The 19,232-nt window shown below is 71.1% G+C and carries 16 protein-coding genes; 2 read left to right on the top strand and 14 right to left on the bottom strand.

Features of this window, described 5'->3' with window-relative positions:
* The first annotated feature begins 97 nt into the window (after positions 1–97).
* Positions 98–3,310 (top strand): NACHT domain-containing protein, encoded by a 3,213-nt coding sequence (locus I2501_RS36465; RefSeq protein ID WP_196198368.1) that lies wholly within the window; start codon positions 98–100, stop codon positions 3,308–3,310.
* A gap of 60 nt (positions 3,311–3,370) precedes the next feature.
* Here I2501_RS36465 and I2501_RS36470 read toward each other — a convergent pair whose 3' ends face one another.
* Positions 3,371–5,884, bottom strand: a complete 2,514-nt coding sequence (locus tag I2501_RS36470) for an ATP-dependent Clp protease ATP-binding subunit (protein WP_196198369.1) — start codon at positions 5,882–5,884, stop codon at positions 3,371–3,373.
* Positions 5,885–6,399: 515 nt separating this feature from the next.
* On the opposite strand from I2501_RS36470, the gene I2501_RS36475 reads away from it, so the two are divergent.
* Positions 6,400–6,798: a hypothetical protein gene (locus tag I2501_RS36475; protein ID WP_196198370.1), complete on the top strand. Its 399-nt coding sequence runs from the start codon at positions 6,400–6,402 to the stop codon at positions 6,796–6,798.
* Here the strand turns inward: I2501_RS36475 and I2501_RS36480 are convergent.
* The 13 genes from I2501_RS36480 to I2501_RS36540 all read right to left on the bottom strand — a co-directional run bounded on the left by I2501_RS36480 (position 6,729) and on the right by I2501_RS36540 (position 19,203).
* Positions 6,729–7,082 carry a histone-like nucleoid-structuring protein Lsr2 gene (locus tag I2501_RS36480; RefSeq protein ID WP_196198371.1) on the bottom strand — a complete coding sequence of 118 codons (354 nt, stop codon included), beginning with the start codon at positions 7,080–7,082 and terminating at the stop codon, positions 6,729–6,731. The two genes, I2501_RS36475 and I2501_RS36480, sit on opposite strands and share 70 nt — an antisense overlap.
* Positions 7,083–7,173: 91 nt before the next feature.
* Positions 7,174–7,677 (bottom strand): amino-acid N-acetyltransferase, encoded by a 504-nt coding sequence (locus tag I2501_RS36485; RefSeq protein WP_196198372.1) that lies wholly within the window; start codon positions 7,675–7,677, stop codon positions 7,174–7,176.
* Positions 7,678–7,698: 21 nt separating this feature from the next.
* Positions 7,699–8,112 (bottom strand): BlaI/MecI/CopY family transcriptional regulator, encoded by a 414-nt coding sequence (locus I2501_RS36490; RefSeq protein ID WP_196198373.1) that lies wholly within the window; start codon positions 8,110–8,112, stop codon positions 7,699–7,701.
* A gap of 122 nt (positions 8,113–8,234) precedes the next feature.
* Positions 8,235–8,387 carry a hypothetical protein gene (locus I2501_RS36495; RefSeq protein WP_196198374.1) on the bottom strand — a complete coding sequence of 51 codons (153 nt, stop codon included), beginning with the start codon at positions 8,385–8,387 and terminating at the stop codon, positions 8,235–8,237.
* A gap of 10 nt (positions 8,388–8,397) precedes the next feature.
* Positions 8,398–9,936: a bifunctional lysylphosphatidylglycerol synthetase/lysine--tRNA ligase LysX gene (gene lysX, locus I2501_RS36500; RefSeq protein WP_196198375.1), complete on the bottom strand. Its 1,539-nt coding sequence runs from the start codon at positions 9,934–9,936 to the stop codon at positions 8,398–8,400.
* 251 nt (positions 9,937–10,187) lie between these two features.
* On the bottom strand, positions 10,188–11,816 hold the full coding sequence (locus I2501_RS36505) for an LPXTG cell wall anchor domain-containing protein (protein ID WP_196198376.1): 1,629 nt from the start codon (positions 11,814–11,816) through the stop codon (positions 10,188–10,190).
* A 225-nt stretch (positions 11,817–12,041) separates the two neighbouring features.
* Positions 12,042–13,088, bottom strand: coding sequence for a hypothetical protein (locus I2501_RS36510; protein WP_236047903.1), 1,047 nt, complete (start codon positions 13,086–13,088; stop codon positions 12,042–12,044).
* A 99-nt stretch (positions 13,089–13,187) separates the two neighbouring features.
* Positions 13,188–13,976 (bottom strand): type III pantothenate kinase, encoded by a 789-nt coding sequence (locus I2501_RS36515; RefSeq protein WP_196198377.1) that lies wholly within the window; start codon positions 13,974–13,976, stop codon positions 13,188–13,190.
* Positions 13,977–14,033: 57 nt separating this feature from the next.
* On the bottom strand, positions 14,034–14,987 hold the full coding sequence (nadC, locus tag I2501_RS36520) for a carboxylating nicotinate-nucleotide diphosphorylase (RefSeq protein WP_196198378.1): 954 nt from the start codon (positions 14,985–14,987) through the stop codon (positions 14,034–14,036).
* Between the two features lie 229 nt (positions 14,988–15,216).
* Positions 15,217–16,893: an L-aspartate oxidase gene (locus I2501_RS36525; protein WP_196198379.1), complete on the bottom strand. Its 1,677-nt coding sequence runs from the start codon at positions 16,891–16,893 to the stop codon at positions 15,217–15,219.
* Entirely contained in the window at positions 16,890–17,336 is a 447-nt protein-coding gene (gene panD / locus I2501_RS36530) for an aspartate 1-decarboxylase (protein WP_196198380.1), read from the bottom strand. The genes I2501_RS36525 and panD overlap by 4 nt, the downstream gene beginning before the upstream one ends.
* 65 nt (positions 17,337–17,401) lie before the next feature.
* On the bottom strand, positions 17,402–18,259 hold the full coding sequence (gene panC, locus I2501_RS36535; protein ID WP_196198381.1) for a pantoate--beta-alanine ligase: 858 nt from the start codon (positions 18,257–18,259) through the stop codon (positions 17,402–17,404).
* The gene (locus tag I2501_RS36540) at positions 18,259–19,203 is read right to left on the bottom strand and encodes a Rossmann-like and DUF2520 domain-containing protein (RefSeq protein WP_196198382.1); all 945 of its coding nucleotides are present in this window, start codon (positions 19,201–19,203) and stop codon (positions 18,259–18,261) included. The genes panC and I2501_RS36540 overlap by 1 nt, the downstream gene beginning before the upstream one ends.
* Positions 19,204–19,232 lie beyond the last annotated feature (29 nt).

Here is a 19,232-nt window from a genome sequence, read left to right on the forward strand (position 1 = left end):
CACGAGAATCTTGGCGCACGGTCGGTATGTGAAAGATCCGTGAACTGTCACCGCTGTGCAACAGCGGTGAGCAGGGCTTTCGGGGGAAGGACGAGGGGTGGCGCATCCGCAGCGCGAACGGCTGGCGGTGGTGCTCGGCGCGGGCGGCCAGGGCAGCGGGTACCTGCTGAATCCGTGGACGGTGGTCACCGCGGCGCACGTCGTGGGCGAGGAGCCGACGGCGCAGGTGGCGATTCCCGGATCCGGCGGGCCGAAGACGTGCCGGGTGGTGTGGCGACGGCAGGACGACCGGTGCGACGCCGCGCTGTTGGCCGCCGAGGAGGATCTCCTGCCGAGCAACGCGGTCCGAGGATTCGAACGACTCTCCTGGGGGCTGCTGAACGGTCTCACCGCGCTGGCCGGGGCAGCAGCCGTCGGATTCCCCCAGGTCCAGCGGTCACCCGACCGGCGCTTGGACAGCGAGCAGATCGTCGGCACGCTCAAACCCGCCACCGGGCTCGTCAGCGGTCGGCCCGTGTTGGACAGCGAGCACGCGCCCCCGGCCGCCTCGGCGGACGGCCCGCCCTGGGCAGGGATGTCCGGCGCGCCGGTCTTCCTGGACAACTCCCTGGTGGGGCTGGTCCGTTCGGTGCCGCAGCAGTGGGGCGAGGCGCGGCTGGAGCTGACCCTCTGCGAGGAGTTCATGCTGCACGTCGAGGTTCGCCGCATCCTTGAGGACAACAACGTCACGTTCACCATGACGTCCCTCGAGCCGCCCACCGACTCCTTCGAGGACCGCCTGCGCGAGTACCTCGGCCGGGAGTGGGGCAAGGTCCGGATCTACGGCGTCACCCGCTCCGGGCGCGGGGACGGCGCGTGGCAGCTCGACGTCGCCTACCTCAGCCTCGAACTGGCAAGCAGCGAACGCCCGCAGCGCGAGCTCGGCGACGAGGATCCCGCCCCTGCGGCCCGGCGCGTGGAGGACGCCCTCGCGCAGCAGCAGCGGATCCTGCTGCGCGGCAACGCCGGGTCCGGCAAGACGACGCTGCTGCAGTGGCTCACCACCCGCTCTGCTCGCGACGAACTGCCGGACCAACTGCACCAGTTCAAGGACTGCATCCCGATCCTGCTGAAGCTGCGCACGATCGCCCGCCCCGGGCAGCCCCTGCCCGGTCCCGAGGAGTTCCTGAAGGCCTCCGGCAATCCCCTGGCCGGTTACCCCGGATCGGAGGGCTGGGTCAGCCGCCGGATGGCCGAGGGCCGGGTGCTGCTGATGGTTGACGGGATCGACGAGGCGCCCGCGGGCGAACGGCGGCGCGTCCGGGAGTGGTTGACCGGGCTGCTCGCCGCCTATCCCGGGGTCCGCTGCCTGGTCACCACCCGGCCGTCCGCCGTCCGCGAGGGCTGGCTCGCCGAACTCGGCTTCGCCGAGCTGGACATGCTGCCCATGAGCCGGGGCGACGTGGCCGCGTTCATCGACCGCTGGCACACCGCCGCTGCGGCTGCGGCGGAAGGGGACGAGGAGCAGCGGGAACGACTCGCCCGTTGGCGCGAGCTGCTCGTCGACGCGGTCGGCCGTATCCAGGACCTGGGCCGGCTCGCCGCCAACCCGCTGATGTGCTCGCTGATCTGCGCCCTCAACGCCGACCGGCAGGGCCACCTGCCGTCCGGCCGGATGGCCCTCTACGACGCGGCGTTGGAGATGCTGCTGGTCCGCCGCGACGAGGAGCGCGGCGTCGACCCGGCGTCGGAGGGGCTGGCGCTGAGCGAGCTGCAGCAGCAGGCGCTGCTGCAGAAGCTCGCGTACTGGCTGATCCGCAACGGGCAGTCGGAGCTGTCCGAGCACCAGGCGCTGGGCCGGATCGAGCACGCGCTGCCACAGATGCCGCAGATCCAGGGCGACCCGGGCCGGGTGCTGCGGCAGCTGACGGTCCGCAGCGGCGTGCTGCGTCAACCGGAGCCCGGAGTGGTCGACTTCGTACACCGCACGTTCCAGGACTACCTCGGCGCGCAGGCGGCGATCGAGGAGGGCGACATCCCGATGCTGGTCGACCACGCGCACGAGGACCAGTGGGAGGACGTGATCCGCCTCGCCGTAGGCCACGCGCGCCGTCGCGAGCGCGCGGAGCTGCTGGCGCGCATCCTGCGCCGTGCGGAGGAGGAGCCGCAGCACGCGCACCGGCTGCGGCTGCTCGCCGCCGCCTGCCTGGAGCTCGCGGTCGAGCTGGACCCGGCCGTACGCGAGGCGGTCACGACAGCCGCAGCGGCGCTGATACCGCCGCGCACGACGGAGGCTGCCAAGGAGCTGGCGGACGCGGGCCCGGTCGTCCTGGAGCTGCTGCCCGGCCCGGAGGGGCTGGACGACGCGACCGCCCACGCGGTGGTCGTCTGCGCCACCACGATCGGCACCGAGCGGGCGATCCCGTTGCTCGCCGCCTACGCGGACCATCCCGCGCTGGAAGTGCGGTCGCAACTCGCCTTCTCCTGGCCGCGGTTCGACACCAGGGAGTACGGACGCGCCGTGGTCGCAAGGCTCGCGGCGCGCGAGGACGTCCGACTGATGGTGACCAGCAGGGCGGAGGCGGAGTTCCTGGCCACGCTTCCCGCGGTGCACCGGGTGGAGTTCTCCGGCGCTCTGACCGAGGAGACCGTCCGCCTGGTCCCACGAACGGATCTGCAGGAGCTGCGGTTCCACGAGAACCCCTACGGCATCGACCTGTCCCTGGTCCACGATGCGCCCACGCTCTCGATGTTCATGCTGCTCAACAACACCGGCCGCTTCGACCTCGCACCGTTGGCCAGGACGGCGGTCAAGCGCGTGATCGTCCTGGGCTGTGCGGCCGTGACCGGCCTGGCGGCGCTCGGGCGGATGACGGCGCTGGAACACCTCAGCCTGGCTGCGATCGGGGCCTCCCAGCGCGGCGAGCTTCACCTGCCGCTGGTTCTGGGAGCGCCCAGACTGGCATCACTTCGGCTGATGGCACCCGACCTGACCCCAGCCGACTGGGACACTCTGCGACGTCACCAGCCTCTGACCGATCTGGACCTTGAAGAGCTTGATCTGCGCGCCCTGACCGGAATGGCGCCGCTCCCCCAGGTCCACACCCTGCACCTCCGTCGTCACTCGGGCTCGACGGCACTGGACCGGGTGGCGACGACGTTCCCCGGCCTGCACGCCGTCTGGTTCCACGAAGGCATCCCCGACGTGGAGGGGCTCCGCCCGGAGACCCTGCTCGCGACAACGCACCCCTTTGCTCCGCTCGGGACGGAGCGGGTCCCGAGCCCTCGCATCGCCTCCGCGGAGCGGTTCAACTGGTACGTCGTGCTATGACGAAGGGCCCGGCTCCCCTCGGGGAAACCGGGCCCTTCCGTTGCCTTACGGCCTAGCGCATCAGCCCTTGGTCAGGTCCGGGCCCGCCGCGACCGGCGGAGCGTCCGCGACCGGGGTCTTGTCCGCGCCGGTGAAGGTGAACTTGGCGTCCTTGCCCTCACCCTCGACGTCCACGACCACGATGTGGCCGGAGCGCAGCTCGCCGAAGAGGATCTTCTCCGACAGCATGTCCTCGATCTCGCGCTGGATCGTGCGACGCAGCGGACGCGCGCCCAGCAGCGGGTCGTAACCGCGCTTGGCGAGCAGCGCCTTGGCGGCCGGACGGAGCTCGAGGCCCATGTCGCGGTCCTTGAGGCGCTCGTCCACCTTGGCGGCCATCAGGTCGACGATCTGGATGATCTCGTCCTCGCCGAGCTGGTGGAAGACCACGATGTCGTCGACACGGTTGAGGAACTCGGGGCGGAAGTGCTGCTTGAGCTCCTCGCCGACCTTGGCCTTCATCCGGTCGTAGCCGGTCTGGATGTCGCCCTGGGCGGCGAAGCCCAGGTTGAAGCCCTTGGAGATGTCCCGGGTGCCGAGGTTGGTGGTCATGATGATGACCGTGTTCTTGAAGTCCACGACCCGGCCCTGGGAGTCGGTCAGGCGACCGTCCTCCAGGATCTGCAGCAGCGAGTTGAAGATGTCCGGGTGGGCCTTCTCGACCTCGTCGAAGAGGACGACCGAGAACGGCTTGCGGCGCACCTTCTCCGTGAGCTGGCCGCCCTCCTCGTACCCGACGTAGCCGGGCGGGGAGCCGAACAGCCGCGAGACGGTGTGCTTCTCGCTGAACTCGGACATGTCGAGCTGGATCAGCGCGTCCTCGTCGCCGAAGAGGAACTCGGCGAGCGTCTTGGACAGCTCCGTCTTACCGACGCCGGACGGGCCGGCGAAGATGAACGAACCGCCCGGACGCTTCGGGTCCTTGAGGCCCGCACGGGTGCGCCGGATAGCCTGGGAGAGCGCCTTGATGGCGTCCTTCTGGCCGATGACGCGCTTGTGCAGCTCGTCCTCCATGCGGAGCAGCCGCGAGGACTCCTCCTCGGTCAGCTTGAAGACCGGGATGCCGGTGGCGGTGGCCAGGACCTCGGCGATGAGCTCCTCGTCCACCTCGGCCACGACGTCCATGTCGCCGGCCTTCCACTCCTTCTCGCGCTTGGCCTTCGCGGTCAGGAGCTGCTTCTCGTTGTCGCGCAGGGACGCGGCCTTCTCGAAGTCCTGCGCGTCGATCGCGGACTCCTTCTCGCGACGGACGTCGGCGATCTTCTCGTCGAACTCGCGGAGGTCCGGCGGCGCGGTCATCCGACGGATGCGCATCCGGGAGCCGGCCTCGTCGATCAGGTCGATGGCCTTGTCCGGCAGGAAGCGGTCCGAGATGTAGCGGTCGGCCAGCGTGGCGGCGGCGACCAGGGCGGCGTCCGTGATGGAGACGCGGTGATGCGCCTCGTAGCGGTCGCGCAGACCCTTGAGGATCTCGATGGTGTGGGCGAGCGACGGCTCGGCGACCTGGATCGGCTGGAAGCGGCGCTCAAGGGCCGCGTCCTTCTCCAGGTGCTTGCGGTACTCGTCCAGCGTGGTGGCGCCGATGGTCTGCAGCTCGCCACGGGCCAGCATCGGCTTGAGGATCGAGGCGGCGTCGATCGCGCCCTCGGCGGCACCCGCACCCACCAGGGTGTGGATCTCGTCGATGAACAGGATGATGTCGCCGCGGGTCCGGATCTCCTTGAGCACCTTCTTCAGGCGCTCCTCGAAGTCACCGCGGTAGCGGGAGCCGGCGACCAGGGCACCGAGGTCAAGCGTGTAGAGCTGCTTGTCCTTGATCGTCTCGGGCACCTCGCCCTTGACGATGGCCTGGGCCAGACCCTCGACGACGGCGGTCTTGCCGACGCCGGGCTCGCCGATGAGGACCGGGTTGTTCTTGGTGCGGCGGGACAGCACCTGCATGACCCGCTCGATCTCCTTCTCGCGCCCGATGACCGGGTCGAGCTTGGCCTCGCGGGCGGCCTGCGTCAGGTTGCGGCCGAACTGGTCGAGGACCAGGGAGGTCGACGGGGTGCCCTCGGCGGGACCACCGGCCGTCGCGGCCTCCTTGCCGCCGCCCTGGTAGCCGGAGAGCAGCTGGATGACCTGCTGCCGGACCCGGTTCAGGTCGGCACCCAGCTTGACCAGGACCTGCGCGGCGACGCCCTCGCCCTCGCGGATCAGGCCGAGCAGGATGTGCTCCGTGCCGATGTAGTTGTGACCCAGCTGGAGGGCCTCGCGGAGCGACAGCTCCAGGACCTTCTTCGCCCGCGGGGTGAAGGGGATGTGGCCGGACGGGGCCTGCTGCCCCTGACCGATGATCTCCTCGACCTGCTGGCGAACCGCCTCGAGCGAGATCCCGAGGCTCTCCAGGGCCTTAGCGGCGACACCCTCACCCTCGTGGATCAGGCCAAGAAGGATGTGCTCGGTGCCGATGTAGTTGTGGTTGAGCATCCGGGCTTCTTCCTGAGCCAGGACGACAACCCGCCGCGCGCGGTCGGTGAACCTCTCGAACATCGTTAATCGCTCCTCAGAGCGGTCGGGGCAGTGAGGGAATCCCCTCCCTGTCCTACCGCATGCTAGTCCCGGGGGCCGGAACAGCTCCTCACTCCAACCGTCGACACCCGCCAGTGGGGGACCGTGCGACGGCCGACAATGACTCCAACCGAATGCTGCGGGATGGTGTTCCCGCAGGCCAGGCAGATCCACCTGGAATCGCTACGCCGACGGCGAACGCATCCGCCGACACGCCGCGACGCCACCGCATCCGGCCTCCCACATGGGCATTCATACCCTCTGGCGTACCCCGTCCATACCGGGGTGACTCCGTCTGGTGTTCGCCCACCGAGGAATCCAGCGTCGACCCGGTCGGCTCGGGGTCCAGCCGTAACCGGAATCTGCTGCAAGCAGTTGCTACGAGTGTGCCCCATTCCGCACACAACACGCAGCCTCGCGACGGGCGGCCTCGTGACACGCAGCCTCATGACAAGCAGGCCGCGGCTCCCGACGTGGGGAGCTGCGACCTGCTCGGCATGCCGTTCGCTGCAGGGGTGCGGGTGGTGGCCCGGATGGACCGGCTGGCCCGGCCGACCGGGCCGGTCCTCCTGGTGCGGGACCGGCTGCTGCTGACCGTCCCCGCGGGGGCGGCGGAGCAGCTGTCGGGCCTGCTGTGCTGGCTGGGCTGGGCCCACCTGGACGGGGTGCTGACGGCCGTTCCGGCCGAGGCCCCGCGTCCCGTCGGCCTACGGCTGCTGCGAGCCGACGCTTCCCCCTGCGGGGAGCCGTTGGCCCGCCTCGTCGACACCTGCGCGGACGCCTGTGCCCGCGTGCAGCTGGAGCGGCACCGGCGAACGGGGGTGGCTCAGCCGTGGGCCTTCTCGTACGCCTCACGGACGTTGCTCGGCACCCGGCCGCGCTCGTTGACCTCGTAGCCCTGCTCCTTGGCCCAGGCACGGATCTTCGCCGTGTCCGGGTTGCCGCCGACCGGACGCGCGGTGGCGGCCGCACGGCCACCCCGTCCGCCACGGGCACCGGCGCGGCCGCTCTGCTTGCGGCCCTTGTCCGTGTAGGGAGTGAGCAGCTCGCGCAGCTTCCCCGCATTTGCATGGGTGAGGTCGATCTCGTAGGCAACCCCGTCGAGAGCGAACGTCACTGTCTCGTCCGCCTCGCCGCCTTCGAGATCGTCGACAAGAAGGACCTGGACCTTCTGCGCCACGGGCGTCCCTTTCCTCAAAAGCCTGGATTACTTGTAGGAAAGCAAACCGTCTTCCCGCGAAAAATTCAACCGGCCCTGTAGAACTCATCTCTCACAGATGCAGGAGCATCCGCGTGTTGCCGAGGGTGTTGGGCTTGACGCGTTCGAGATCCAGGAACTCCGCGACACCTTCGTCGTAGCTCCGCAACAGCTCGTCGTAGACGTCGGCGTCGACCGGAGTCGAGGCGATCTCCTGGAAGCCGTGTTTGGTGAAGAACTCGACTTCGAACGTCAGGCAGAAAATACGACGCACGCCGATCCAGCGCGCGGTCTCCACCAGCTTCTGCAGCAGCAGGTGACCGATCCCGGTGCCGCGGCAGGAGGTGTCCACGGCCAGCGTACGCACCTCGGCCAGGTCCTCCCACATCACGTGCAGCGCGCCGCAGGCGACAACCTCCGCATTGTCGTCGCGCTCGGCCACCCAGAACTCCTGCAACGACTCGAACAGGGTCACCGTCGGCTTGTTGAGGAGGATGTGTTGACGCGCATAGCTGTCGACGAGACGGCGGATCGTGGACACATCGGTGGTCCGCGCGCGGCGGATGGTGACCTGCATGGAGAGACGCTACCGCGTCGGCTACCGGGCCTCCCCGGGCCCCTCGTCGGAGGCGTCGATTTCCACGGGGAAGATGGACGGGGCGAACACCCGCAATGCGTCGCCGAGCGCCTCCTGCTGCTCCGGCGACATCATGCCGAAGAAGTGCACCAGAGCCGCCGCCGGGTTGTCACTCGTCTCCCACGCGTCGTTCATGAGGGTCGCGGTATACGCCTCGCGCGTCGAGACCGGCGCATATCGATAGGCGCGGCCTTCCTGTTCCCGACGCAGCCACCCCTTCTGGAACAGCTTGTCCATCACCGTCATCACGGTGGTGTAAGCGATCTCGCGTTCCTGCTGCAGATCTTCCAGTACCTCGCGAACGGTGACGAGCCGGTTCCACTGCCAGAGCCGGGTCATCACTTCGTTCTCGAGTTCACCGAGGGGACGGGCCATGACAGTGCAAATATCACTTTTGCCCGAATTAATCCACAAGGCATGGCGGCCCGGAGGCACGACTGAGGGGCGCGAGGGCGGCCGGAGGCCGTCGCGCCCCTCAGAAGAGGCTCAGAAGAGACTCACTGCGCGCTCTGCGACGACGTGATGGCCTCGGCCACCGCGTCCTCCTTGGCGGCGGCCGCGCCACCCTGGTTGCGGAAGAGCGCACGGATCATCAGGCCGAAGAAGACGGCCATCACGGTGGGCGGAGTGAGTGCCTCGATGTACTGCATGGGCTCGACTCTACTCGGGCTTCACGAGCGGGAAGAGGAGGGTCTCCCGGATCGGCTTGCCGGTAAGAAGCATCACCAGTCGGTCCACACCCATGCCCATGCCGCCGGTGGGCGGCATGCCGTACTCCAGGGCCCGCAGGAAGTCCTCGTCCACCTGCATCGCCTCGACGTCGCCGCCGGCCGCCAGCAGCGACTGGGCGGTCAGGCGCTCGCGCTGGTCGACCGGGTCGATCAGCTCGGAGTAGGCGGTGGCGACCTCCTTGCCGAAGATCACCAGGTCCCACTTCTCCGCGACACCGTCGATGGAGCGGTGCTTGCGGGTCAGCGGCGAGACCTCGGTCGGGTAGTCCCGGATGAAGGTCGGCTTGACCGCGTTGTGCTCCAGCAGCCGCTCGACGAACTCCAGGATCAGCTGGCCGTGGCCCCACTTCTTCTCGTAGGGCACGCCGTGCTCGTCGGCGAGCTTGCGCAGCTCGTCCACGGACGTCTCCGGGGTCACCTCGACACCGAGGTGGGCGCTGATGCCGGGGTAGACGCTGACCTGCTCCCACGGCTCGGCCAGGTCGATCTCGACCTCCTCGCCGTGCTGGTCCAGGCCCTTGATGACGGTGGTGCCGAGGGCGTCCTTGGCCGCGTTGAGGATCAGCTCACGGGTCAGCTCGGCCTGGGTGTCGTAGTCGCCGTAGGCCTCGTAGGACTCGATCGCGGTGAACTCCGGGTTGTGGGTCGCGTCGGCGCCCTCGTTGCGGAAGTTCCGGTTGATCTCGAAGACCTTCTCCACGCCGCCGACCATGAGCCGCTTGAGGTAGAGCTCGGTGGCGATGCGCAGGTACAGCGTCATGTCGTACGCGTTGATGTGCGTGGTGAACGGACGCGCGTTGGCGCCGCCGTGGATCGGCTGCAGCATCGGCGTCTCGACCTCGAGGAAGCCGCGGCGCTCGAAGGTGTCGCGCAGCGAGCGCAGCACGCGGACGCGCAGCTGCATCATCTCGCGGGCCTCGGGGTTGACGATCAGGTCCACGTAGCGCTGGCGGACGCGGGCCTCCGGGTCTGCCAGACCCTTGTGCTTCTCCGGCAGCGGACGCAGGCACTTGGAGGTGAGCTCCCAGCGGTCGACCATGACCGACAGCTCGCCGCGGCGGGAGGTGATCACCTCGCCCTCGACGCCGACGTGGTCGCCCAGGTCGATGTCCGTCTTCCACTGTGCGAGGCGCTCCTCGCCGAGCTTGTCGAGCGAGAGCATGACCTGGAGGTCTCCGGTGCCGTCGCGCAGCGTGGCGAAGCAGAGCTTCCCGCCGGTGCGGCTCAGGATCACGCGGCCGGTGATGCCGACGCGGTCGCCCGTCTGGGTGTCCGGCTCCATGGCCGGGTAGGCCGCCCGCAGGTCCGCCAGCGTGCTGGTACGCGGGAACCCGACCGGGTACGGGTCGATGCCGGCGGCGCGCAGCCGCTCCAGCTTCTCGCGCCGGACGCGCATCTGCTCGGGAAGTTCGTCGGACGCGCCTACGGCGGTGCCTGCTGCGGCTGCGGGGGTCTGCTCATCGCTCACGCCACCAGGGTATCGACCGCACGGGCGTGCCCCGCCACTCGATAAGCGTGGGAGCGCGGCGCGGGGAGCCGCTGTTCAGCCTCGGGAAACACAGAAAATGCTCGGGATGCTCCAAGGATCGACACATCGTCGACAAACTGAATTCCGACGCCGGGACGGGACAGCCGACGGCAAAGAGCCATCAGTTCTTACCGACTTCTGTCCCGTCCTCCCGTCCTCGCGTCCTGCCGTGCTGGGCGCGGGTCGGAGCGTCAGCTGTGGCTGCCGCCCGCCGTTCCGCCGCGACGACGGCGGGTGAGCGCCAGTGCCGCTCCGCCGAGGACGACGGCCGCGAGGCCCGCACCGACCAGCGGGAGGGTGTCGTCGCCGCCGCCGGTGTGCGCCAGCGAGCCGCCCGGACCGGTCGGCGCAGCGGGAGCCGTCGCGGCTGCGGTCGCCGAGGCCGACGGGTGCGCGACCGGGGACGCGGAGGCCGACGGGGTCCCTGCCGCCGGGGTGGCCGTCACCTGGAAGGTCGCGATGTTGTCCAGCGGCGTGTTGTCGTCCGGCTGACCGACCGCCACGACGGTGCCCTGCGCCGCGTGCAGCGTCCGGGTCGGCTTCAGGGTGAAGGCGAAGTCCGCCTCCGCGCCGGGCTGCAGGGCCCGGGTGACCAGGCAGGCGTAGACCGCGCCGGGGACGCCGTCACCGGCGGCCTGGGCGCGCACGCGGGCGAGCGCGGCCACGGGCGGCGGACCGTCCAGGGACTCGGCCTGGCAGCCCTTGGGTGCGGAGACGACGCTGACGCCCTGCGGCAGCATCGCGAGCAGCGCCGCCGTGGTCCCACCGGGAGCGCCGGGCACCTGACGGGTCGGCACCGTCCCGTCGTTGCGGACGCCGAACACCGTGGTGACCTTCCGGCCGACGGTGCCGGTCACGTCGTGCGCGACCGCGGCGACGTCGTCCGCGCTGACCAGATGCAGTTGGGAGACGGCGACGTTGTTGTCGTAGTTGATGTCGGGGGCCACGTTCGGCAGCGCATGCCGGGCCGAGGCCGGGACCGGCACGAGGGCGAGTGGTGCGCCGTGGCCGGGCGTGCCACCGGTGATCGAGGAGTCGATCTGACCGCCGGTCACGTCCCACCCGTACATCAGCACGCCGTCCGGGGCCTGCGACACGGCCGAGACCGGGGCCGGGGTGGCGAGCTGGTAGGTCTCGCCGGGCTTGACGACCGTGTTGAAGTGGCAGACCACCGCGGTCGGGGCGCCCAGGCCCGCGTCCGCGCCGTAGCGGCAGTTGCCGAAACCGCCGCCCACCGACCAGGCACCGCCCTCGACCGAGTCGAGCAGCAGGGTGATGCCGGAGGCGTCCCGGTCACCGACATTGGCCACCTGCGGATTCACCGTCAGGGTGCCGCCCGGGGTGAGGCTCAGGGTGGTCGGCAGCGGCAGCACGGCGAGGTCGGGGCCGTCGCCGACGACGACCGTGGTCGTGGTGGGCGGGCTGCTCGGGTCCTCGGTGGCGTTGGCGGCGGTGACCGTGAACCGCACCGAGCCCTTGGCGGCGACCTTGGCTCCCGGCAGCGAACGAAGGCCCACCTCGACCTGGCCGACCCCGTCGACCGAGCCGAGCGAGCACGCGGCGTGGAGCCTGGCGGCGTCGGTGAAGCGGCAGTTGCCCGGCAGCGAGAGGCCCGCCACACCGGCGACCCGGCTCGCGTCGACGGCCACCTGCACACCGGAGAGCGGAGCCTGCTCGGCCATCACCGAGACGCCGACGCTGTGGTACTGCAGCGCCTGCGCGCCGGACGACTGCGGAAGCAGTGTCACCTGCGGTGTGGAGACCACCGCGACGAACTGCGCACCGGCAGCGCCGGCCGGGACGGCGGTGAGGCCGCCCACGATGAGAACGGCAGCGGCCGCAGCTCCGAGACGAGCTGCGGCACGCGTGCGTATGAAAGGCATCTGTGATTCCCACGTGAGCGAAGTGTGAAGGGTGCGCTGGATCCAACCACTTCACCGCTCTCGCAGGCCAGAGCTGTGGCCCGACCGTTATCCGCCGGTCAGGGCGCTCTCAGCCGGGGCGCTCGGTCAGGGCATCGCCGGACCGAGGCCGGTGACGGCCGGTCAGCCGGTTCCCGTGGCGAGTTCCTCGTCCTGGCCGGTGTTCGGGCGGACGCCGCGCGGGAAGAGGTCGCCCGGGGTGGGGATCGGCCGGACCGGGCGGTCGGCGGCGGGGCGGGCCGGGGTCCGGCGCTGCGGGTCGGACTCGGACGCGGGGGTGGACGCCGGGGTCGGGCGCTCGGTGTTGCTGCTCATGGCGATCGTTCCTCCACGACGGATGGGCAGGGGGTACGACTCCGCGCGGGTCTTCTCGCGCAGCCTGGCCGGGCGGTTCGCTCGGGCGAAGTCCGCCACCTTCCCCCCGCTCAGCACGCTGGCGATCCGCGGCGGGCGCGGAATCTCCGGCACCGCCTGCGCCGCTCCCCCGATCGGCGCCAACGGGCCCGGCGAGGGCCGCTCCGGCACCTGCTGCTGACCACGCGGCGCGCTCAACGCGACCAGCTGAGCGGCGGGCTCGCGCCCCTCCCCCTCGGGAAGCGCCGGGCGCGGCACTCCGGACGGACCGTCAAGTCGCTTGCGGACACTGGCTTCCGCCAGCTCGGCGCAGCGGCGGCGCAGGGCCTGGCGGCGGTTGCGTTCGGCAGTCGCGCAGGGCATCGCGCCGAGGGCGCGCAGGGCGGAGAGGTCGTCGGAGTCCGGCAGGTAGCCGTCGGCGACGGCCTCCTCCAGTCGCTCCAGATAGCCGCCGGCACTGCCGGGCAGCGCGGCGCGGTAGCGGACCAGCTCCGCCAGCGCGAACGCCCGCATCCTCCCGCCTTCGTGCACCGCTTCGTCGATCGCCTCGGAGAGGCACAGAACGTCCTGGACGTCCTCGACCCAGGCGGCGCGCGCGCCGTGCGGGACGTGTGAGCCGTGTGCGGCTCGCGGGACCAGACCGAAGACGTCGGGTCTGTTCTCGGCGTTGACAGCGCTGACGCTGACCGTGCTGACCGTGCTCGTCGCATTCAACGCGACGGGTGGATTGAGGACGTGGGCGAGGGCCCGACGGAGGACCCGCAGCTCGTCTGCGCTGAAGGCCATGCCGCCGCGAGACCCGTGAGGCGTAGGCATGGGACGACTGTACGTAACGAAAAGGGAAAATCGGATGAACCACGCCAGTTTCGGCGGGTCGTCCGATTTCTCCCTTTCCGTTTTCGAATCGGAATTGCCCTACGAGGTCGCGGTGTTGCGCTCGAAGACCAGCCGCAGCCCGACCAGCGTCAGCCAGGGCTCGTGCACGTCGATGCTGGTCGCCTCGCCCAGCACCAGCGGCGCCAGGCCGCCGGTCGCGATGACCTGGACGTCGTCCGGGTCCTCGGCCAGCTCCGCCGCCATCCGGTTGACGATCCCGTCGACCTGTCCGGCGAAGCCGAAGAGCACCCCGGACTGCATCGCCTCGACGGTGTTCTTGCCGATCACGCCGCGCGGCCGGGTCACCTCGATCTTGCGCAGCATCGCGCCGCGGACGCCCAGCGCCTCCACGGAGATCTCGATGCCCGGCGCGATCGCCCCGCCCACGAAGTCGCCGCGCTCGTTGATCGCGTCGAAGCTGGTCGCCGTGCCGAAGTCGACGACGATGCACGGGCCGCCGTAGAGGTGCTTGGCCGCCAGCGTGTTGACGATCCGGTCGGTGCCGACCTCCTTGGGGTTGTCGGTCAGCACGTGCACGCCGGTCTTGACGCCCGGCTCGACCAGGACGGCCTGGACGTCGCCGTAGTAACGCCGCGTCACCTCACGCAGCTCGTGCAGGACCGACGGCACGGTGCAGCAGATAGCCAGCCCGTCCACGGACTCGGTCTTCAGCACCGGGTGCGCGCCCATCAGCCCCTGCATCAGCACCGCCAGCTCGTCGGCGGTGCGGCGCGGGTCGGTGGAGACCCGCCAGTGCTCGACAATCTCCTCGCCGTCGAAGAGACCGAGCACGGTGTGGGTGTTGCCGACGTCGATGGTGAGCAGCATGGGCGCGCCGTTCCTGGTCGTGGGGTGGGCAGGGACAGGACAGAGAGGACGCGGTGGTCAGCCGCGCAGGTCCAGGCCGATGTCGAGGACCGGGGACGAGTGCGTCAGGGCGCCCACGGCCAGGTAGTCGACGCCGGTCTCGCCGACCTCGCGCGCGGTGTCCAGGGTGAGCCCGCCGGAGGACTCCAGCTTCGCCCGGCCCGCGACCAGCGCGACGGCCTCGCGCAGCTGCGGCACGGTGAAGTTGTCCAGCAGGATCAGGTCCGCGCCCGCCTCCAGCACCGGCGGGATCTGCTCCAGCGTGTCCACCTCGATCTCGACCGGCAGCTCCGGGTACGCCTTGCGCACGGCCTGGAACGCCTCGGCGACGCCACCGGCGGCGACCACGTGGTTGTCCTTGACCAGCGCCGCGTCCGACAGCGCCATCCGGTGGTTGACGCCGCCGCCGCAGCGGACCGCGTACTTCTCCAGCGCGCGCAGGCCCGGGGTGGTCTTGCGGGTGTCCCGGACGACGGCGCCGGTGCCCGCGAGGGCGTCGGCCCAGGCGCGGGTCGCGGTCGCGATCCCGGACATGTGGCAGAGCAGGTTGAGCGCGGAGCGCTCCGCCGTGAGGAGGTCACGGGTCCGGGTGGTCACCGAGAGCAGCACCGTGCCGGCCTCGACGCTCGCGCCGTCCTCGACGTGCCGCTCGACGGTGAACTCCTCCTCGGCGACCAGCGAGAGCACGGCCTCCGCGACGCGCAGCCCGGAGACGACCCCGGCCTGACGCGCGGTGAAGTCCGCGGTCGCGACTGCGTCGGCCGCGACGGTGGCCACCGAGGTCACGTCCTCGCCCCCGGCGAGGTCCTCGGCGAGCGCGAGGGTCGCGATGTCCTCGACCTCGACCGGGTCCAGCCCCGCTGCTTCCAGCAGGGCCGCGAGCTCGGGGTCGAGGCCTGTCTCGTACTCGCCGCAGGCGCAGTCGTCGCCGCAGGCGTCCTGGACGACGGGGAGCTCATCGTGGGTGTGCACTGGTCAGATCCTTTGTACTCAGAGGGTTGTTGCACTATCAGGGGCGCAGAGGTTCTGCAGGCGAGAAGCCATGCACTGTCCAGGGGCGCGGGGAACTGCGCGAGAGACCACCGACGTCCGGATGGCCCTGCCCGTTCGGGGACTCACCACACGGAGTGGCTTGTCGCGCAGTTCCCCGCGCCCCTAGGAAGGGCAACGTCCCCACGTCCAGAAGTGCCGCACCCACGACTCACTCACTGATTCGGAGCGTTCCGTCGACCAGCGTCGTGACCAGGTGCCTGCGCCACCGCTCGTCGTCGCGATCCGGCGCGTCCTCGCGCCAGTGGCAGCCGCGCGTCTCCTCGCGGAGCAGCGCCGCCGCGGCCAGCGCCGAAGCGACCAGGTGGAGGTTGGTGGCCTCCCAGGTCTCGACCTGGACCGGCTCGCGCTTCTCCGTCTCCGGCTCCGACTCCGCCAGCGCGGCGAGCCGCTCGACCGCGTCGGCCATGCTGGCCGCGCTCCGCAGGACGCCGACGCCGCGCGTCATGACGTGCTGGATCTCCGCGCGCGACTCCGCGGCCAGCAGCGGGACGACCTCGACCGGGCGGGTGGTGTCCTCGTGACGCGGGGCCAGCTTGCCCAGCCGGTCGCGCTCGATGATGTCCGCCGCGATCCGCTCCGCGAAGACCAGGCCCTCCAGCAGCGAGTTCGACGCCAGCCGGTTCGCGCCGTGCACGCCAGTGCAGGCCGCCTCGCCGCAGGCGTAGAGGCCGGAGACGGAGGTGTGCCCGCGCAGGTCGGTGCGGACCCCGCCGGAGGCGTGGTGCGCGGCCGGGGAGATCGGGATCAGGTCGGTGACCGGGTCGATGCCGTGGGACCGGCAGGAGGCGAGGATCGTGGGGAACCGCTCCTCCCACATCTGCGCGCCGAAGTGGCGGCCGTCGAGGAACATGTGCTCCGCGCCGGTCTCGGCCATCCGCCGGATGATGCCCTTGGCCACGACGTCGCGCGGTGCCAGCTCGGCCAACTCGTGCTGACCGACCATGAACCGCACGCCGTCCGCGTCCACCAGGTGGGCGCCCTCGCCACGGACCGCCTCGGAGATCAGCGGCTGCTGGCCCTCCGCGTCCGGGCCGAGCCAGAGCACGGTCGGGTGGAACTGGACGAACTCCAGGTCGGCGACCTCCGCGCCGGCCCGCAGCGCGAGCGCGACGCCGTCGCCGGTGGAGACGGCCGGGTTGGTGGTGGCGGAGTAGATCTGGCCCAGGCCGCCGGTGGCCAGCACCACGGCCCGTGCGTGGACCGCGCCGACGCCGTCGCGCTGGCCCTCGCCCATCACGTGCAGGGTCAGCCCGGCGGTGCGGCCCTCGGCGTCGGTGAGCAGGTCCAGCACCAGGGCGTGCTCGATCAGCTCGATGCCCTCGTCGTCGCGGACGGCCTCGACCAGCGCACGCGATATCTCCGCGCCCGTCGCGTCACCGCCAGCGTGGGCGATCCGGCGGCGGTGGTGGCCGCCCTCGCGGGTCAGCAGGATCTCGCCCTCGGCGTCGGTGTCGAAGGACGCTCCGGTCTCGATCAGGCGGCGGACCGCGCCGGGGCCCTCGGTGACCAGCATCCGCACCGCGTCCTCGTCGCACAGGCCCGCGCCCGCGACCAGGGTGTCCGCCAGGTGCTGCTCGGGGGTGTCGCCCTCGCCGAGCGCGGCGGCGACGCCGCCCTGCGCCCAGCGGGTCGAGCCCTCGTCCAGCATCGCCTTGGTGACGACCAGCACCCGCAGGCCGCCCGCACGCACGCGCAGCGCGGTGGTCAGCCCGGCCACGCCGGACCCGACGACGACCACGTCCGCGGTCGTCGTCCAGCCGGGGGCCGGTGCGGCCAGTCTCCGGACCGACGCCGATGCCGATGACCCTGCCGATGCCGCTGTCATGAGTGACTCCGTACTGCTGCGAGGGGGTTCGGCACGATCGCGTCGCCCCGCGTCAGACCACTGCCCTCCGGGGCAGCGGCGGCGTCCGCGCCGGTGTGGGTGATCCGGTTGTCGCGGTCGACGAAGACGATACGCGGCTCGTAGGAGCGGGCCTCAGCGTCCTCCATCTGACCGTAGGCGATCAGGATCACCAGGTCACCGGGGTGGACCAGACGGGCCGCCGCACCGTTGATGCCGATCACGCCGGTGCCGCGCTCCCCGGCGATCGTGTAGGTCTCCAGGCGCGAGCCGTTGTCGATGTCGACGATGTGGACCAGCTCGCCGGGCAGGATGTCGGCGGCGTCGAGCAGGTCCTCGTCCACGGTGACCGAGCCGACGTAGTGCAGGTCGGCCTGGGTGACGGTGGCCCGGTGGATCTTGGACTTGAGCATCGTGCGGATCATGGGGTGGTCACGTCTCCTGTGGAAGTACATGCCGGTCGGGATACATGCCGGTGCGGACCGGGCGGTCAGAACCGGAGTCGGACGTTGTCGATCAGCCGGGTCGCCCCCACCTTGGCGGCGACGGCCAGGACCGCCTCGCCGGTGAAGTCGTCCCGGTCGATCTCGGTGAAGTCGGCCGGGTCGATCAGTCCGAGGTAGTCGAGGGCGATGGTGCTCCCCGCCTCTTCAAGGACGGTCGAGGCGGCCTTGCGTACCGCCGACGGGTCGCCTCCCGCCTCCCGCGCGTCGCGGGCGGCGAACAGGGCGCGGGAGAGCGTCAGCGCGCGCTCCCGCTCCGCGGCGGAGAGGAACCGGTTACGGCTGGACAGCGCCAGCCCGTCCGGCTCGCGGACGGTCGGCACGCCCACGATCTCCACCGGGAAGTTCAGGTCGGCGACCATGCGCCGGATCAGGGCCAGCTGCTGGCCGTCCTTCTCGCCGAAGAAGGCCAGGTCGGGGCTGGTGAGGTGGAGCAGCTTGGCGACCACCGTCAGCATCCCGTCGAAGTGGCCGGGCCGGGACGCGCCCTCGTAGCCGGTGCCCATCGGCCCGGCGCTCAGCCGCACCTGCGGCTCCCCGCCCGGGTAGACCTCGTCCAGGCTCGGCGCGAAGACGACGTCCGCGCCGGAGTCGGCGGCCAGGACGAGGTCCGCCTCCAGCGTGCGCGGGTAGCGGTCCAGGTCGTCCCGCTGGTCGAACTGGAGCGGGTTGACGAAGACGGTGACGACGACCGTCCCCTCCGCGCCCGCCTGCTGCCGTGCGGTGCGGATCAGCGTCGCGTGGCCCTCGTGCAGCGCGCCCATGGTCATCACCACCGCGCGCGGACGACCGGAGGCGGCGGCCGCCGCCTCCAGCTCGGCCTTGGTGTGCACCAGAACGGTCATCAGAACTCCCGTGTCTCGTCCGCGAGGGCGTCCAGCAGAGCCTCGGCGGCCTCGGGCTTGAGCATCCCGTTCGCGAGCGCGCGGTCGGCGGTGGCCCGGGCCATGGCCCGGTAGGCGTCCAGCAGTTGGGGCGTGGTCCGGCGCAGCTGCGCGACGTGGGCGCGCACCGTCCCGGCGTCGCCCCGGGCGACGGGGCCGGTCAGCGCGGCGTCGCCGGCGCGCAGCGTGTTGTCGAGCGCGGCGCCGAGCAGCGGCCCGAGCATCCGGCCGGGCTCGTTGACCCCCGCGAGGGAGAGCAGCTCCATTGCCTGGGAGACCAGCGTGACCAGGTGGTTCGAGCCGTGTGCCAGCGCCGTGTGGTAGAGCGGACGCGCCTCCTCGGGCACCCACTCGGGCTCCCCGCCCATCTCCACGACCAGCGCTTCCGCCACCGGGCGCAGCTCTTCGGGCGCGGTGACGCCGAAGGGGCAGCCCGCGAGGCGGGCGACGTCGACGCTGGTGCCGGTGAAGGTCATCGCGGGGTGCAGGGCCAGCGGCAGCGCGCCGGCCCGGGTGGCGGGCTCCAGCACGGCGATGCCCTGGGCACCGGAGGTGTGGACGATCAGCTGGCCCGGTCGCACGGCGCCGGTCGCGGCGAGGCCCGCGACGAGATCGGCGAGCACGTCATCGGGCACGGTCAGCAGCACGAGGTCGGCGGCGGCCATCACCTGCGGCGGCGTCACCAGCCGTACGCCCGGCAGCAGCTTCTCGGCACGCCGCTGCGACGCGAGGGAGACGCCGGAGGCGGCGACGACCTTGTGCCCGGCGTACTGCAGCGCCGCGCCGAGCGCGGGCCCGACCCGTCCCGTCCCGACCACGCCGACGGCGAGACGCCCCGGCCTGTTGTCGGGCGCGTCCGGGTCCGGCGACCCGAGGGTGGGCAGCCCGAAGTCGTCTGTGCTCATTGCTCACGCCTCACAGCGGTGCAGTTCCG

This window comes from Streptacidiphilus fuscans (assembly GCF_015690355.1).
Classification (GTDB): Bacteria; Actinomycetota; Actinomycetes; order Streptomycetales; family Streptomycetaceae; genus Streptacidiphilus; species Streptacidiphilus fuscans.

Bases quoted from the DNA above. Each gene is read 5' to 3' on its own strand.
- I2501_RS36470 (WP_196198369.1), bottom strand. From the start codon at position 5,884: ATGTTCGAGAGGTTCACCGACCGCGCGCGGCGGGTTGTCGTCCTGGCT.
- I2501_RS36475 (WP_196198370.1), top strand. From the start codon at position 6,400: ATGCCGTTCGCTGCAGGGGTGCGGGTGGTGGCCCGGATGGACCGGCTG.
- I2501_RS36485 (WP_196198372.1), bottom strand. From the start codon at position 7,677: ATGCAGGTCACCATCCGCCGCGCGCGGACCACCGATGTGTCCACGATC.
- I2501_RS36490 (WP_196198373.1), bottom strand. From the start codon at position 8,112: ATGGCCCGTCCCCTCGGTGAACTCGAGAACGAAGTGATGACCCGGCTC.
- I2501_RS36495 (WP_196198374.1), bottom strand. From the start codon at position 8,387: ATGCAGTACATCGAGGCACTCACTCCGCCCACCGTGATGGCCGTCTTC.
- I2501_RS36510 (WP_236047903.1), bottom strand. From the start codon at position 13,088: ATGCCTACGCCTCACGGGTCTCGCGGCGGCATGGCCTTCAGCGCAGAC.
- I2501_RS36515 (WP_196198377.1), bottom strand. From the start codon at position 13,976: ATGCTGCTCACCATCGACGTCGGCAACACCCACACCGTGCTCGGTCTC.
- I2501_RS36525 (WP_196198379.1), bottom strand. From the start codon at position 16,893: ATGACAGCGGCATCGGCAGGGTCATCGGCATCGGCGTCGGTCCGGAGA.
- panD (WP_196198380.1), bottom strand. From the start codon at position 17,336: ATGATCCGCACGATGCTCAAGTCCAAGATCCACCGGGCCACCGTCACC.
- panC (WP_196198381.1), bottom strand. From the start codon at position 18,259: ATGACCGTTCTGGTGCACACCAAGGCCGAGCTGGAGGCGGCGGCCGCC.
- I2501_RS36540 (WP_196198382.1), bottom strand. From the start codon at position 19,203: ATGAGCACAGACGACTTCGGGCTGCCCACCCTCGGGTCGCCGGACCCG.